This is a genomic window from Holdemania filiformis DSM 12042 (assembly GCF_000157995.1).
In the GTDB taxonomy this organism is placed as follows: domain Bacteria; phylum Bacillota_I; class Bacilli_A; order Erysipelotrichales; family Erysipelotrichaceae; genus Holdemania; species Holdemania filiformis.
This window is the reverse complement of record NZ_GG657552.1, coordinates 158,826-174,552: the sequence shown is the minus strand read 5'-3', so window position 1 is coordinate 174,552 and position 15,727 is coordinate 158,826. Positions and strand designations below refer to the sequence as shown.

Genomic DNA, 15,727 nt, shown 5'->3' with positions numbered 1-15,727 from the left:
CCCTCAGCCCCGGCCTTGTCGCGGGCTGTGCGGACCGCAGTTTTCCAGTCTTCGATCAATTCACTGCCTTCGATCACCAGCTGTACACCCGTCTGGGCACGGAAATAGTCGAATTGCGTGATGATCAGACTGTCGCTGATCTGTTTCAGCTGTTTGGCCATGACCTCGGTTTCCTTATCCTTCAGCGCGGTAAACACGATGACGCGCGGATGGGGCAGATCTTGAACGGATATGCACAGCGCTTGAATTCCCGGCGCATTGTGCGCTCCGTCGATGATCGTCAGCGGATGCTCCTGAAGAACTTCAAACCGGCCGGCCCAGACTGCTTTCCGCAGTCCTTGGCGCAGCGCTTTCTCGCTGAGGGTCAACGCTCCCTGCTGCTTCAAGGCCCGCAGACACGTCAGGGCCACCGCCGCGTTGCGGGCCTGATATTGAGCACGGGTATGCAGCGTATAGGTCTGATCCTCCAACGTAAAGTGAACCTCGGATCCCGGCTGAACCGTAACGACGGGAACCGGAATCAGCCGCGCCAGCTTTTCGGCGCAGACCGTTTTGATCACCGCCTGGCATTCCGGCTGCGTCACGCCGCTGACGACCAGCCCGCCGGTTTTGATAATCCCCGCTTTCTGCAAGGCGATCGCTTCCTCCGTGTTGCCTAGGCGTTCCATGTGGTCCAGACCGATCGACACAATCACGCTGCACAGGGGATGGCGCAGCGTATTCGTCGAGTCCAGAAGACCGCCCAGCCCCACCTCGATCACCGCGATATCAACCTTCTGTTCGATAAACCACAGACAGGCGAAAAAGAAATCAATCTCAAACATCGCCAGATCCCATTGTTCCAGTAAATCCCGGTAGGTATCGACATAGCGGACAAACGTGGCGTCGTCGATCCAGCGCTCCTGAATCCGGATCCGGTCCTGATGGGCGACCAGATGCGGCGAGGTGAACGTGCCGACCGTATAGCCGGCTTCGCGCAGGACGCTGGCAAGATAGCTGACAGTGCTGCCCTTGCCGTTGGTGCCGGCGACATGAATCGCGCGCAGCTGGTCCTGCGGATCGCCCTGGCTGGCCATAAATCGCTGAAAGTGATCGAAGCCATGGTGAAAATTATGCCGGGCTGTAATCCAATCGACGGCTTCCTGGATTGTTGTCATTTCAGTCCTCAATCTGCCAGTCGATCGGCGTGCGGCCCTGATCGATCAGAAATTGATTGGCCTTGGAGAACGGATGGGTACCGAAAAAGCCGTAGCTGGCCGACAGCGGCGAAGGATGCGGCGATTTCAGGATCAAATGCTTCGGATTGGTGATCCAGCGGCCCTTGTCCTGAGCGTTGCGGCCCCACAGGATAAAGACCAGCGGATCAGGATGGTCGTTCAGCCTGCGCATGACCTCGTCGGTGAATTCTTCCCACCCCTTGCCGCGGTGCGACAGCGGTTTGGAATCTTCGACCGTCAGCACGGTGTTCATCAGAAACACGCCCTGCTGAGCCCATTTCATCAGATAGCCGTGATGGGGAATCGTACAGCCCAGATCGTCATGCAGCTCCTTATAAATATTAACGAGACTTGGCGGCACCTTGACGCCCTTGCGCACTGAGAAACACATCCCGTGCGCCTGATTGGGCTGATGATAAGGGTCCTGTCCCAGGATGACGACCTTTACGTCGGAATAGTTGGTAAACTCAAACGCTGAAAACACCTGCAGACGCGGCGGATACACCTTCGTCGTCGCATACTGTTGGCGCAGAAAAGCGGATAACTGCTGGAAATAAGGCTTTTGAAATTCCTCTTTCAAAAACGGGGTCCATTCATTCTGAAACATCGTACTCCTCCTTAGGGTCTTCCTGACAAAATAAAAAACCGGATTTTTTCCGGTTTCATTATAGCACTGTTCGTCCTATTTCACCAATCCCTGCGCTTTGAGCTGATCGCGCCGGCGATGATAGATCGTCGCGTAAACAGCCATCGCGATCGGAAAGCAGGAACAGAAGATCACGGCGACGGGCAGATACAGCGTTTCCGGAAGAATCCAGGAGCACAGCACAATCGCCGCCATGCCCAGACAGCGGCCGATCGACTGATAGGTTTCCCGCACGATCACCCGGCCGACGATATTTTCCTGCGCGGCATAATCGGCGATCGCGTTCATCACGATGATCTGATACGGATTGGCGTACATCGGCGTCGACAGCGCGTTGACCACGCCGTAATAAACGGCTCCGCCCAGTGTCGGACAGAGCACCAGCACAACGGCGCTGGAAGCGATCAGTACGGCGCCGATCCGGTAAAAGGTCATGCGGTTGCGGCGGTGCATGGCGCGCGAAACCAACGCGAACGCGACAATGGAGATCAGGGCGAAGAACGCCAGCAGTTTGCCATACGTACTGCCGCTGCCCTGGGTTGCGTTATACACCAACAGCCCGGCCAGCGTCAGCGACAGCGAATTGTGCATGCCGTAGAAGAACGTCGTGATCATGCAGTAGCGCCATTGCGGATCGTCCAGCTTCATCCGTTTCAGCACGGAGAACGGCTGCGGCGCGCTGCGGGCCTTGACGCGCAGCGAGATCAACGCGATCCCGGCGTATATCACTAAGACGATCTTGAAGATTTCCACATAACCCGCGGTATCCGAAGCCGCCAGATCAATGATCATCGTTGAGATCAGCGGCGCAGCGATTGCGGCGATGTTGTTGCAGATGCCGACGCTGGAAAGAAAGCGGGAGCGGGACTGGGGCGAGGACACGATCTGATTCAAACTGTTCAGGCTTAACCAGAACAAGCCTTCGCCGATTCCCGTCAGCGCCGCCACGCCGTAGACCAGCTCCGGATGCACGGCAAACTGATCCTGCGCCGCCAGCACGAACAACAGGCTGAGCATGATGAAGACCAGGCCTGTGGCCAACGGTCCGGCAAAGCTGTGTTTCTGCGCCCACTTGCCGCCGAGCGTGAAGAATAAGGGAAACAAACCGATCCGCACGATCGTGTAGACCGACATGACGATTAACGAGCCGGTATAGGCGTATAAATAGACGTTCATGAACACCGCCGACATCGCGTTGGCCAGATTAAACAGACAGGCGATGAGGATCGTTGTCGTTTCATCGCGCGTGAATTTCTGCTTACGCATACTTGACCAACCCCTACTTTACAAGACCCAGCTGCTTCTGCCGGTCGCGTTCACGATGATAAACCGTCGCATAGAGCGTCAGAATGACCGGGAACAGCGAACACATCACTACCGCTGTCGGCAGATACAGCGTTTCCGGCAAAAGGAGGGAACACAGCACGATCAGCACCATGCCCAGGCAGCGGCCGATCGACAGATAGGCCTCCTTGGCGATCACGCGGCCGACGATATTCTCCTGGTCGGCGTAGTCCTGGATCGCGTTCATCATGATGATCGTATACGGATTGGCATACATCGGCGTGGCGATCGCGTTGACGACCCCGTAATAGATCGCCCCGGCCAGCGTCGGCCAGAGCACCAGCACGATCGTGCTGGATGCGATTAACAGCGAACCGATCTGATAATAGCGCATCCGGTTGCTGCGGCGCATCGTCCGCGATACCCAGGCATAGGCCAGAATCGTCAGCACCGCGAAGATCGCCAGCAGCTTGCCATAAGCGCTGCCGCTGCCGTTGGTCGCATTATACACTAACAAACCGGCCAGCGTTAAGATCAGCGAATCACGCATTCCGTAAAGAAACGTCGAAGTCATACAGTAACGCCATTGCGGATCGTCCAGCCGCATGCGTTTGAGCACGGAGAAACCGCGGTTGACGCTGCGGGCGCTGATGCGCGTGGAAAGCAGTGCGATCAAACCGTAGATCACTAAGACAATCTTGAAGATTTCCACATAGCCCGCCGTATCCGTCCCGGCCAGCTCGATAATCAAGGTCGAGATCAACGGCGCGATGATCGCCGACAGGTTGTTGAAAATGCCGATATCGGAGATAAACAGTGAGCGGGTTTTCGCCGTTGAAACAATCTGGTTCAGGCTGTTGATACTCAGCCAGTACAGGCCTTCGCCCATTCCGACTAACGCTGCGACGACATAGACCAGCTGCGGAACACGTTCAAACTGATCGCTGGCGCCCAGGACGAATAACAGACTGATCATGATGAAGACCAGCCCGGCCGTCAGGGTCTGCGAGAAGCGGTGCCTCTGCGCCCACTTGCCGCCGATGGTGAAGAAGAACGGATACAGGCCGATGCGCACGATCGTATAGATCGACATCACCACCAGCGATCCGGTATAGGCATACAGATAAACATTCATGAAGACCGCCGACATCGCGTTGGCGAGGTTGTAGAAACAGTTGATCAGAATTAACAGACGTTCGTTGGAGCTCAGCGCTTTCATAAAACAATCCCCCTGGAAAATGAATTCCTTTTTGGTCTTGAGTATCATAGCACAACCATTCACGTTGTCAATCCGGAAAATGAATAAAAAAACCGGAAATGAATCCTTTTAGGCAAGGCCGTCTTTTCCGGTTCTCTTTGAATTATCTTAGGCAGTGGGAAAACCGCTTATCAAGCCTGACGAACCCCCTTGCAGAACACCGCTTGCAATTGAATATTTTCATCACAGACGACAAGATCCGCATCTTTTCCCGCTTCCAGCGAGCCTTTGCGGTCATCGACCCCCAAATAGCGCGCAGGGTTGATCGTCGCCGCATGAATCGCCGTTACCAGCGGCAGCCGGGCTTTGCGATGCAGGTTATCCACGCCCTGATTCACATATAAGGCAGAGCCGAATAAAGTCCCGTCCGGCAGCCGGAATGCGCCTTCCCGGCTGTACTGCGCCGCCGCCGGATCATCCTTGCATTCAGCGGAATCGGTGACCAGGATCAGTTTATCCGCGCCTTTCATCGTTCCGATCAGATGCGCCGTTTCAAAATGCACATGAATTCCGTCGCCGATCACCTCAGCGTAGAGTTCGTCCAGATTCAAGGCTGCGCCGAAAATTCCGGGATTGCGATGATGGAAGGGGCGCATGCCGTTGCCGCAGTGTGTAATGCCGGTAGCTCCGGCAGCGACGGCGTCCTTGACCTGATCAAAGCTGGCGCCGCTGTGACCGCAGGAAACGCGGATATGATGCGCTGCGGCCGTTTTAACAAACGCATAATCCTCGTCAAACTCAACGGCGCAGGTCACCGTCATGATATGCCCGCCGGCTAAATCCTGATAGTGAAGCAGTACCTCCGGATCAGGTTTAACGATCGTGTAAAGATCCTGCGCGCCATGAAACTGATGCGAAATGAAATTGCCTTCCATATTGATGCCCAGGATTTCCGCCCCTTCCCCCGGGGCTTCGATCGCTTCTCTAAGAACCAGCAGGGCTTGTTCGTTCTGGCGCTGGCTCTGCGTCGCGGTGGTCGCGAGAAACGCGGTCACGCCTTCTTCCGGCATGTGCTTCTGCCAGCGGCGCATCGCTTCCAGCGTCGGTTTGCCTGCCTCGCAGCGGTTCCAGCCGTGCGTGTGAATATCAATGAATCCCGGAAGAATCCACAGCTCCTGATAATCGTGATCCGGCTGCTTTTCCCCATACGGCAAAACCGCTTGAATGAGACCGTCGGCAATTTCCAGCTGAGCGGGCTGAAGACAATCATCAATCCAGACGTGAGTGCTTTGAATGATCATATTGTACCTCCACTTTTTTCTTTAGCTTCAGTATATCACCTCTTTCAGGCTTGTCCACTGAACCCCAAAAAAGACACGGCTGAGCCGTGCTTTTCACCGCAGACAATAATTGAAAAAGGCTTCGTATTCCGTCTGGGAAATCGTCGTCGGCGTGGCCGGATCGAATTCGTATTTCCCTCGTTGTTTTAACGTATCCGGCTCGATCAGAAAAAAGTCGTACATCACCCGGCCGGGCTGATCCGGCACCGGATCGTCAAACGTCGCGTCGAGGTAACGCATTTCCCCATCCAGACTGACCAGATTCCAGGCATGATCCATCGTATTGCTGAAAACACGGATGGAGCCGATCCCGGCGGCCTCCAGAAGCAGATCCATCGCTTCCATATAACCTGAACAGGTCGCCTTCCCCCGCTCAAAGACGCCGGAGGCGCGGAAAGCCAGACTCTGACGGCGTTCCTCTTCATTCAAGGCGACGGCTTCCTCGTCGTATTGGGTATGCAGCACCAGCCAGTCGTGGAGCACGCGGATGGTTTCCGTCTGATCCATTTCCGCACTCACGTTTTCCTCTACAATGCGGCGGGCCTGAACGCGGTTTCGCTGCAGCTGCTGCTCATCCTCCATCGTGACTGTGAAGATCGTGCGGCGCGTGCCGTTCATCATCCGCCGCTGCGTGTACTGGGCTTCAAAGGTCGAAGGCGAAAGCGCTAAGGCATAGATGAAAATTTTATCCAGATCCAGATCCTCATCCGCGACGATCGCGGCTTCCCGCTGACCGCTGCGGACAAGATTGCCGATCAGCAGTCCCGCTTCCATTTCGCTGTCCACGGCATAACATCCCTCGCGGACGTCGCAGCTGATCTTTTCAAATTCCTGATCAGGGCGATAAAGCGAATCGCTGAACGTCACTGTTTCCCGCTTGCCGCCCAGAACCTCAGGCAGCGCAAGCGACTTTCCGGAACAGGCCGTCAACATAAAACATAGGCCTAAAAGCCATTTCCATTTCTTTTTCATACCGCCTGTCCCCTTTCACGGTTTCAGTATACCACGTCCCGCCGATTTCTTTCTTTCGTTTCCCTTTCAATTTTTGTATAATAAGAACGCAAAGGAGGCGCAACTCATGCTTCAAAGAACCATGTCCTTAAAAGAAATGATGGATTACCGCCCGGCCGCGGCGGATTTTGCCCTGTGTCCCGAAGCGGTGACGGGTTTGATGCGGCTGTGCGTCGTCGCGCCGGATAAGGAAAAGGCGTATGATTTCCTGCGCCACATGATGAATCCGCCGTATCGGCAATTAGCGCTGCGCAGCTTCGACGACTGCCTGAACACTGTGCATTATGACTTCGATGGATCGCAGGCATCCAAGCCGACGTTTATCTTAATGGCGGAATACCAGGTGATCACGGACAAACCGTCGCTGCAGGCGTTGATGGAAACGGTGATCGAAACCCGGACCGATGCGGAAACCGACGTGATCGCCGACTGCTTTATGAAAAGCGACGAGGGCGGCAGCTGCCTGCGGATTTATTCCCACGAAGGCCAGGTTTACGCGGCGATGCTGGGATGACCGCCTGGGTTAAAGCCGCAGAGTGATCGTCAGCTTAAGCTCAAGACCTCGTAAAAGAGAACGGATCGGAATTTCCAGATGGAAAACCGGCCGTTCTCTTTTTTTCTTGAAATGATTTCGAGAGTTAAGCTTCCGGATTGACCGGCGGCTGCGGCTCGCGCTTCTGAATGTGCAGCAGCGTCAGCACTGCCTGATCGGTAATGTTGGCCATCATGTTTGTGAACCGCTCAAAGCCTTCCTGACGGTAGGCGTCCTCGGGTTTAATCTGCGCGTAGGAACGCAGATAGATGCCCTCGCGCAGGCGGTTCATCGAATCGACGTGGTCGTTCCACTGATGGTCGATCACGGAAAGCAGAATCATCTTTTCCAGCTGGGCGATCTGTTCGGGTGCTTCATCCTTTTTCAGCTGATGCTGACGATGGAATTCCTGCGTCAGGATGGCCTGAAGGGTCTTCTCGTCCTTCGCTTGATCGAGCTCCTTATCAATCTCGCTGAGCAGCCAGGTCTTGCTTGCTTCCTGCAGGATGGTTTCCCATTGCGCAGGATTAGCGCGTTTGGCGTTCATCAGCGACGCGGCCAGACTGGCCGCCGCCTGATCCATCAGGGAACCGACCAGTTCGCTGAGGTCGTCCTGGATTAAAATCTGATCGCGCTGACCAAAGATAATCCGGCGTTGTTCCATCAGAACATCGTCATATTCCAGCACACGCTTACGGGAATCGTAATGCAGATCCTCGGCGCGCTTCTGAATCAGATCGATCGTTTTGCGCAGCTTTTCCGCCGGCAGTTTATCCTCGCAGAACTTCGCAATGCTTTCCTTCTGCAAATCGGAAGCGTACTGAATGATGAAATCATCCTGCATCGACACATAGAAACGGGAAAAGCCCGGATCGCCCTGACGGCCCGCACGGCCGCGCAGCTGGTTGTCGATCCGCTTGGATTCATGCCGTTCCGCACCCTTAAGACGGCCACGCCCGCCCAGCTCGACGACGCCTTCGCCCAGCTTGATGTCGGTGCCTCGGCCGGCCATGTTCGTCGCGATCGTGACCGCGCCCTTCTGCCCGGCCCGGGCGATGATCTCGGCTTCCTGCACATGGTTCTTCGCGTTCAGTACGGGATGCGGGATCTTTTTCTGCGTCAGGCGCTGGGAAAGGATTTCACTGATTTCCACCGAGGGGGTACCGACTAACACCGGCTGGCCCTGGGCGTGCAGCTGTGCGACTTCTTCCACGATCGCGTCGTATTTTTCGCCTTTGGTCTTATAAACCGCGTCCGGATAATCAATCCGGGCGATCGGCTTGTTCGTCGGCACAACGATCGTGCGCATGTTGTAGATGCTTAAGAATTCCTGTTCCTCCGTCTTGGCTGTACCGGTCATCCCGGCCAGCTTGTCATACAGACGGAAAAAATTCTGGTAGGTAATCGTCGCCAGCGTCTTGGTTTCCTGCTTGATCCCGACCCCTTCCTTGGCCTGAATCGCCTGATGCAGCCCATCCGAGAACTCGCGGCCTTCCATTTTACGGCCGGTGAACTGATCGACGATGATCACCTCGCCATCCTCGACGACATATTCAACATCGCGCATCATGACGTAATTGGCTTTCAGCGCCTGCTGGATATAATGCACCAGATCGGCGTGGCTGTGATCGTAGAGATGCGCGACCTTGAAGAACCGCTCGGCATGCACGATGCCTTTTTCCGTCAGATAGACCTGACGTTCCTGGTGATCGACTTCAACCTCATCTTTGCGCAGCGCCTTGACGAACTGATCAGCGATCAAATATTGCTTGTCCAGCATTTCTCCGGCGCCGGAAATGATCAGCGGCGTGCGGGCTTCGTCAACCAGCACGGAGTCGACTTCATCGACCAGCGCGAAATGGAGTCCGCGCAGAACGCGGCTTTCCAGATTCATGACCATGTTGTCGCGCAGGTAATCGAAGCCCAGCTCGGAGTTGGTCGTATAGGTGATGTCACAGGCAAACGCCGCACGCTTCTGCGCTGAAGTCAGAGTGCGGTCGTTGCAGCCGACGCTCAGACCCAGAAACTGATAAATTTGTCCCATCCACTGGGCGTCGCGGTGGGCCAGATAAGGGTTGACGGTCACGACGTGCACGCCTTGGCCTTCCAGGGCGTTGAGGTAGACAGGCAGAATTGAGGTCAGCGTCTTCCCTTCGCCGGTTTTCATCTCTGCGATATCGCCTTGATGAAGCAGGACACCGCCCATCAGCTGGACGGGATACGGCCGTTCGCCGATCACCCGTTCCGCCGCTTCGCGCGCGGTGGCGAAGGCTTCCGGAAGCAGCTCGTCCAGGCTTTCGCCCTGGCTTAAGCGCTGGCGGAACTGACTGGTTTTTGCCTGAAGCTCAGCGTCGCTCAGGGCTTTGTATTCCCCGCTCAGCGCTTCAATTTTCTTCGCCAGCTTCTCAGCTTTGGCTAACTGGCGGCCGTCGGGACTCAGTGATTGTAAAAGATTCATGATTTTCCTCCTGTTTGTTTATTTTCTTTAAAAGGTCCAAACAGGAGCCGGCGGAGCTAACCGGCCGACCGGCACGGCTAAAATTTTCGGTTTCGCTCTCTGTGCTCGGCGATGGATAACCGGCACGGCGTTCCACAAGTTGAGCGGCGTCTGAGCCAGGACCGGCTGAACACCGCCGGTCATCAACGGCGTTGAAGGCGTCCCGGAGCGTTTCTTATTCAGCGTTTCCGCACTTTGCAGCTGCGCTTCCTTCTCACCGGCCGCCTCCGTCTGTATCGTCAGGGCCGGCTGCGGCAGCCGGGTCTGCGGTATGGCAAGCAAGCTCCAGGATAAAAGCAGGCAGAAGCTCAGCGTCAGCCATCGTAAAAAACCAGAAATCATCGGCTTCCGCCTCCTTTCGCTTTCCTCGTCAACTTGATATCCGTTTAATCATACACTGTTTCAGCAGCTTTGGCAATCACGCTTCGAAGTCAGTCTCATCCGCGAAACAGCGTCGTTTCACTGGATTCGCTTCCTGTTTAAAACGTCAGTTTGGGCGTCACTGTGATTCCCCAGTCCGCCGCCAGCTGTTCCGCCTGACGCACCGCGCCGTCGACCAGATTGCGCGGATCATGGGCGTCCGAGCTGATGATCGCCGTCAGCTCGTAGCGCTTGCTGAGTTCCCAGATCTGGGCGTTCGGATAGCCAACCGAGCGGCGCAGGCCGTTTGCGTTGATTTCCACCGCCACACCCCGTCTTTCACATTCCGCAAAGATCCGGTCCATGCATTCCAGCAGAAGCGGCGTCGGCTGCTCGTAATTCACCATGATCACATCGGGATGGGCAAGCAGCTGAAAGAATCCTGTGTTCAGCGCGGCGATCACATCTTCGGTATATTGCCGGGTTTCCCGATCCCGGTCCTGCATTGCGAAATAATCGTAACGATGATCGGCGCTTTCATGTTGTCCCAGAATCCACAGCTTCACGTTCTGATGATCGCGCAGATCGGCAAACCGATTCATTTCTTCCGGGAAATATTCGCATTCCAGCGCTTTGAAAAGCGGGATCTGATCACCATAGCGCAAAATGACGTCATCCGCCTCCGCCAGAAACGCCGGCATTTCGCCCCAGGTCATCCGCGGACCCATCGGCCGTTCGCTGGCCACATGCTCGCACACCGCCATTTCTTCCAGACCGCAGCGCAGCCCTTCCTTCACATACTCTTCCAGCGTTCCCCGGCCATGCCGGCACCAGCGGGAATGGGAATGAACATTTGAAATCATCCTGGTCCTCCTTATCAAATTCAGAATCTGACTTTTCTATTTTGCGTTTGAAATTCCCGGCAGCTTACGCTTCTGCTGCATTTGCCGCGCCGGCCTTCAAAACGTACCGGCTTTATTTTACCATAATTTATGCTATAATTTTCGCATGAGAAAACCATCGAACAAAGAAAAAATACTGGCTCAGGCACAGCTGCGGTTAGATGCGGGCACCTTTGACGAAATAACGGTGCGTGAGTTATGCCAGGCGGCCGGGGTTTCCATCGGCAGTTTTTACCATTACTTTCAATCCATCGACGATCTGGTTATTGAATTTTACTTATCGAACGCTCAACAGGTGGAAACGCTCCGGCAAAACCAGCTTCAGAACCTGGCCGTCTGGGACGCACTGCGGACCTACCTGGAATTTCAGATTCAAGGCACGCTGAACACGCCGCTAAAACGGCTGAAATACATCTACACCTACAACATCAATCATACGCGGCTGCCTTTGGAGCGCCAGCGGGCGGTCATCCGGGAGCTGCTTGAAAAAGCACAGGCGCAGGGTCAGATGAAAATGGAATTTGAATGCGAAGCCATCGTCAATCATTTCTTTCATCCTCGTCATCGGCAACATGATCCGCTACTGCATTGAAGACGGCCATTATGATCTGCGCGGCAATTTATCGTGTCAGGTGGAGCATTTGATCCAGCTGATCGCCGTTTCTGACGCTTCGCTTTAACCCAGGCTTCCGCTTCTTTCCCATACAATGAAAGCTGGCTAAGCAAGACTTTGATCAGTCTTGTGAGCCAGCTTCTTTTTTTAAATATTCCAAATAGCTTAACGCCATCACTCCGGCGTTGGTGTGGTCTGAATAACCGATTATTTCAGCGTCTTGCCGTAAGCGAGGGCGCTGGCGGCGGCGATCCGGCCGGAATTGATGCAGTTTGCGATCGAGGTGCCGCTGCCCGGATATTCTTTATTGATCAGATCGCCGGTGCTGACTTCCCCAGCCGCATACAGGCCTGGAATTGCCTGACCCGTCGTATTCAGAACTTCATACTTCAGATTGGTCTGCGGGCCGCCGAAGGTTCCGGCGGTGTTCATCGTACATCTGACGGCATAATACGGCGCAGCCGTCACTTCGCTCATCAGCTCGGCCGCTTTGCCGAAATCTTCATCGTTGCCGGCAGAGGCGAGTTCATTATACCGGTTCACGGAGGCCGTCAACAGCTCGGCGTCCATCCCGGTCAATGAAGCCAGGGCTTCCAACGTATCCGCTTTGTACGCTGAGCCGTCTTCCAGCGCTGCGTTCAAGCCTTCTGATTCGCCGGCATTGTCCAGAATGATGAAAAACTCCGGAGCTCCGGTTTCACGCAGAACGATCGGCGTGCGGACCGGCCGCGGGCTGGATTCATCCATAAAGCGTTCCCCTTTGACGCTGACAAACAGACCGGAATAGGTGAACAAGTCGCCCAAAGCGCCGCCATAAGGCAGAATCTGCGCAATCGCGCTGTCGTTGCCGATGATGTTTGCGCCGATCTCGCGGGCCATGATCAGGCCGTCGCCGGTGTTGCCGGCGCCGGTATTCGTCCGCGCATTGGCATAGGTTGGAGAATATTCTTGCATCAGCTCAGGATTGCGGTCATAACCGCCCGTTGCCAGAATCACCGCCGGTGCGTTGAGCGTCACATCGGCATTTTTCTGTTCTGCCTGCACGCCCGCAATGACGCCGTCATTGACAATTAAATGAGTGCCGCGGGTTTCCAGCAGGATTTCAACGCCCTGTTCCAGCGCTCGGGCTTCCAGCGGTTTGATTAAATTCACGCCGGTTTTTCCGTCGACGATCAATCCCCGGTTCGGCTTCATCGCTGGATTCGGCGTGGTGATCTCGTCGGAGAACGAAACGCCCTGCGCGATCAGCCAGTCGATATTCGCGCTGGAATTTTCCGCGAGCAGGCGCAGTTTGTCTTCGTTGACAAGTCCGTCGCCCATCGAAATCATAAAGTCCGCGAACAGTTCAGGTGAATCCTCGATTCCCTGTTCCCGCTGAAGCACGCTGTCGGCAGCTAAGATCCGCCCTTCGGAAAGTGCGGTGCTGCCGCCCAGGCTGCCTGTTTTCTCAATCAAAATCACGTTGGCGCCGTCCGCAGAGGCTTCGATCGCCGCGGTTAATCCCGCCGCACCGCCGCCGATCACGACGATATCAGCCTCTTTTTCAATCGTTTCCCGCGGTGTATCCGTTGTTTCCCGCGGTGTTTTCAGCATTTCGATATCCGCCTTGGCCAGCGTCAGCGCCGCGGCTGCCCCCTCTAAAATAGCATTGGAAGACTCGGTTGCACCGGAAACCGTATCGACCGCCAGCGACTGCGTTTCTACAATCGCCGCCGGGATTGTTTCCAACGCCTTATCGCTGATTCCCGCGGTTTCCTGGTGTTCCTTGACGCTGACCTGCGTGATTTTCTCCTGCTTAATTTCAACTTCTACATTTACCTCTCCGCCATGGCCCGTTCCTACGCCTTCATACACGCCGTCCTGGACACCGCTGAGCGCGCTGGCTTCTGTTTCCGCCGCCGGCGTTTTCGCGCAGGCAGTCATGCTGAATCCAAGCAAAGCTGCCAAGATGATCTGAATTCTTTTTCTCATAGTTCCTCTCCTTTTCCAAAACCGAACATGTTCGGTTTTATTATAACAAAGCGCTTGCCGCTGTCAAGAAAATTTGCGAATTCATGAACAAAAGCAAAAAAACAGAAATCCTGAGCTGCCTTCCGCAGGACTTCTGTCAGACTCTCCCCCAGCCTTTCGCAGAGGATTCGATTATAAACGCTTCTGGTTCACTTTCTTTTTCGCACAAAAAAGCGCGGCTGCCCGCGCTTTGGGATTATTTGACGACGACCACCATGGTGATCGGATTGACCGCCAGATTGCGAACCATGACCGGCGTGGTCAACAGGCCGGCTTCGTTGAAAATCTGTTGATAATCTTCCTCCAGTTCGACATACTGCACAGTCAGCGACGGATTGAAGAACACCTTGATCGTCTGATAGCCGCCGTAAGCTTCCACGTCGTTGAGCTGATACAGCAGCATCTGGCCTTCCGTCACTTCAAAATGGACATGACTCTCGATTTCCTCGGTGCTGGCAAAGCGGAACGCACGGATCAGCTTGCGCAGCCGCAGACAGTCGCGGGTAAATTCGACGACCTCATTGTGCCGGTTCTTGCGTTCCCAATCGATCTGGTTCACGTTATCCGGCGCGTTGTAGGTATTGTGATAGCCGTATTTTGTCCGGCAGAATTCCTGGCCGCTCTGTAAAAACGGCACGCCCTGAGCGACCAGCGTCACGGCGATCATCAGCTTCTGGCGTTTCACGCGGATCTCCCGCACCTCATCCTTGCAGCAGTCCTTCATCTTATCCCAGCTTGTCGCGTTGTCATGACATTCGACATAGTTGATACTTTGGGTAGGTTGTTGATAAATCTTATACATTTCCTTGTTCAGCGTGTTGGCGCACAATGCGGACGGCATATCGTGGGCCTGAAACAGGTTGCCTGTAGCATAGCCCTTGGCCTGCACGTCGAAATCGGAGGTCTTGCCTTTGACGACGTCGCGGAAGTAATCATTGAAATGCGCCACCTGCGGCATTTTCGCGTTGTTGCGCTGACAGGCTTTGAGATCGTCGTTGAGTGCCGTCGGCAGATCCCAGCCCTCGCCATAGACCATTAACTCCGGCTTGAGTTGGCGGCCCGCCGCGACGACGGCGTTCATCGTGTCGACGTCATGAATGCCCATTAAGTCAAACCGGAAGCCGTCGACGTCATAAACCTCAATCCAGCGGCACACGATATCGACGATGTACTTGCGCATCATCCGTTTTATCGAATCCGTATCGTTGCCGCAGAAGGAACCGTTGGACAGAAAACCCGACGGCGTAGTGCGGAAATAGTAATACGGCACGCACTGGCCGAACGCAGAGAACTGGATATCATAGTGATGGTTGAACACGACGTCCAGATTGACGCGCAGTCCGCGCGCATGGAGTGTGGCGATCAGCTGCTTTAATTCGCGAACGCGGCAGCGCGGATCATTGGGATCGCTGGCATAACTGCCTTCCGGACAGCCGTACTGCAGCGGATCATAGCCCCAGTTATAAAACAGCTCCGGATGTTCCTCATCGACCGTCGCAAAATCGGCGACCGGCATCAGCTGCACGTGCGTCACGCCCAGCGAAGCAAGATAATCCAAGCCTGTCGGCTTGCCCTGCAGCGTCGTACCGACTTCGCACAGCGAACGGTACTGGCCGTGCGTGCGCGTTCCGCACTGAGCCTGGTGGGTAAAATCCCGCACACTCAATTCATAAATCACCGCATCGGTGTAACGGGTAAAGGGCGGCAGCGCGGACTTGGGCATCTGCGCCATCCGTTTCCAGTTGACCAGGCCGCTGCGGCGGCCGTTGGCCGTGGACGACAGCGCGTACGGATCCGGGCTCTGATGAAGTTCCCCATTGACCTTAACCTGATACAGGTAGGTTCCTCCATCCCAATCGCCGTCCGCCGTGAAACGCCAGACGCCTTTTTCTCCGCGTGTCATCGCGGCCAGCACCTGTTTGTCTGCTAAGCGAAGATCCAGCTGCACCTCGCAGGCCGTCGGCGCCCACAGCGCAAACCGTGTCTGGTTTTCCTCACAGAATGCGCCCAGTTCGCCCGCATACGCATAGTCCTCGTCAAACCGGGTGGTCTGAACGATCCGGCGGTATTGCAGCACCGCGCGGTGTCCATGTTCCTCCACAATTTCCAGGGCTTCT

The 15,727-nt window shown here is 55.3% G+C and carries 13 protein-coding genes; 2 read left to right on the top strand and 11 right to left on the bottom strand.

Features of this window, described 5'->3' with window-relative positions:
- The 6 genes from HOLDEFILI_RS01655 to HOLDEFILI_RS01630 all read right to left on the bottom strand — a co-directional run.
- On the bottom strand, positions 1 to 1,157 hold a 1,157-nt coding region (locus HOLDEFILI_RS01655; protein ID WP_006057607.1), incomplete at its 3' end, for a bifunctional folylpolyglutamate synthase/dihydrofolate synthase.
- Between the two features lies 1 nt (position 1,158).
- Complete coding sequence (locus HOLDEFILI_RS01650) at positions 1,159 to 1,824, bottom strand: uracil-DNA glycosylase (protein WP_006057606.1); 666 nt, start codon at positions 1,822 to 1,824, stop codon at positions 1,159 to 1,161.
- Between the two features lie 75 nt (positions 1,825 to 1,899).
- Positions 1,900 to 3,129, bottom strand: coding sequence for an MFS transporter (locus HOLDEFILI_RS01645; RefSeq protein WP_006057605.1), 1,230 nt, complete (start codon positions 3,127 to 3,129; stop codon positions 1,900 to 1,902).
- A 13-nt stretch (positions 3,130 to 3,142) separates the two neighbouring features.
- The gene (locus tag HOLDEFILI_RS01640; RefSeq protein ID WP_039863670.1) at positions 3,143 to 4,366 is read right to left on the bottom strand and encodes an MFS transporter; all 1,224 of its coding nucleotides are present in this window, start codon (positions 4,364 to 4,366) and stop codon (positions 3,143 to 3,145) included.
- Between the two features lie 170 nt (positions 4,367 to 4,536).
- Positions 4,537 to 5,646 carry an N-acetylglucosamine-6-phosphate deacetylase gene (gene nagA, locus HOLDEFILI_RS01635; RefSeq protein WP_006057603.1) on the bottom strand — a complete coding sequence of 370 codons (1,110 nt, stop codon included), beginning with the start codon at positions 5,644 to 5,646 and terminating at the stop codon, positions 4,537 to 4,539.
- A gap of 93 nt (positions 5,647 to 5,739) precedes the next feature.
- Positions 5,740 to 6,657, bottom strand: a complete 918-nt coding sequence (locus tag HOLDEFILI_RS01630; RefSeq protein ID WP_006057602.1) for a transglutaminase domain-containing protein — start codon at positions 6,655 to 6,657, stop codon at positions 5,740 to 5,742.
- Positions 6,658 to 6,763: 106 nt separating this feature from the next.
- Here HOLDEFILI_RS01630 and HOLDEFILI_RS01625 point away from each other — a divergent pair, with 106 nt between their 5' ends.
- A complete protein-coding gene (locus HOLDEFILI_RS01625) occupies positions 6,764 to 7,210 on the top strand; it encodes a hypothetical protein (protein WP_039863668.1) in 447 nt (148 codons plus the stop codon).
- Between the two features lie 124 nt (positions 7,211 to 7,334).
- Here HOLDEFILI_RS01625 and secA read toward each other — a convergent pair whose 3' ends face one another.
- The 3 genes from secA to HOLDEFILI_RS01610 form a co-directional block, all read right to left on the bottom strand.
- The gene (gene secA / locus HOLDEFILI_RS01620; protein ID WP_006057600.1) at positions 7,335 to 9,686 is read right to left on the bottom strand and encodes a preprotein translocase subunit SecA; all 2,352 of its coding nucleotides are present in this window, start codon (positions 9,684 to 9,686) and stop codon (positions 7,335 to 7,337) included.
- 27 nt (positions 9,687 to 9,713) lie between these two features.
- Positions 9,714 to 10,067: a hypothetical protein gene (locus HOLDEFILI_RS01615; protein WP_006057599.1), complete on the bottom strand. Its 354-nt coding sequence runs from the start codon at positions 10,065 to 10,067 to the stop codon at positions 9,714 to 9,716.
- 137 nt (positions 10,068 to 10,204) lie between these two features.
- Positions 10,205 to 10,948, bottom strand: a complete 744-nt coding sequence (locus tag HOLDEFILI_RS01610; protein ID WP_039863666.1) for a PHP domain-containing protein — start codon at positions 10,946 to 10,948, stop codon at positions 10,205 to 10,207.
- 145 nt (positions 10,949 to 11,093) lie between these two features.
- On the opposite strand from HOLDEFILI_RS01610, the gene HOLDEFILI_RS18160 reads away from it, so the two are divergent.
- Entirely contained in the window at positions 11,094 to 11,579 is a 486-nt protein-coding gene (locus HOLDEFILI_RS18160; protein WP_006057596.1) for a TetR/AcrR family transcriptional regulator, read from the top strand.
- Between the two features lie 228 nt (positions 11,580 to 11,807).
- Here the strand turns inward: HOLDEFILI_RS18160 and HOLDEFILI_RS01600 are convergent, their stop codons facing one another.
- The gene (locus tag HOLDEFILI_RS01600; protein ID WP_006057595.1) at positions 11,808 to 13,571 is read right to left on the bottom strand and encodes an FAD-dependent oxidoreductase; all 1,764 of its coding nucleotides are present in this window, start codon (positions 13,569 to 13,571) and stop codon (positions 11,808 to 11,810) included.
- Between the two features lie 235 nt (positions 13,572 to 13,806).
- Positions 13,807 to 15,727, bottom strand: a 1,921-nt coding sequence (gene pulA, locus HOLDEFILI_RS01595; RefSeq protein WP_006057594.1) for a type I pullulanase, incomplete at its 5' end; no start/stop codon positions are given.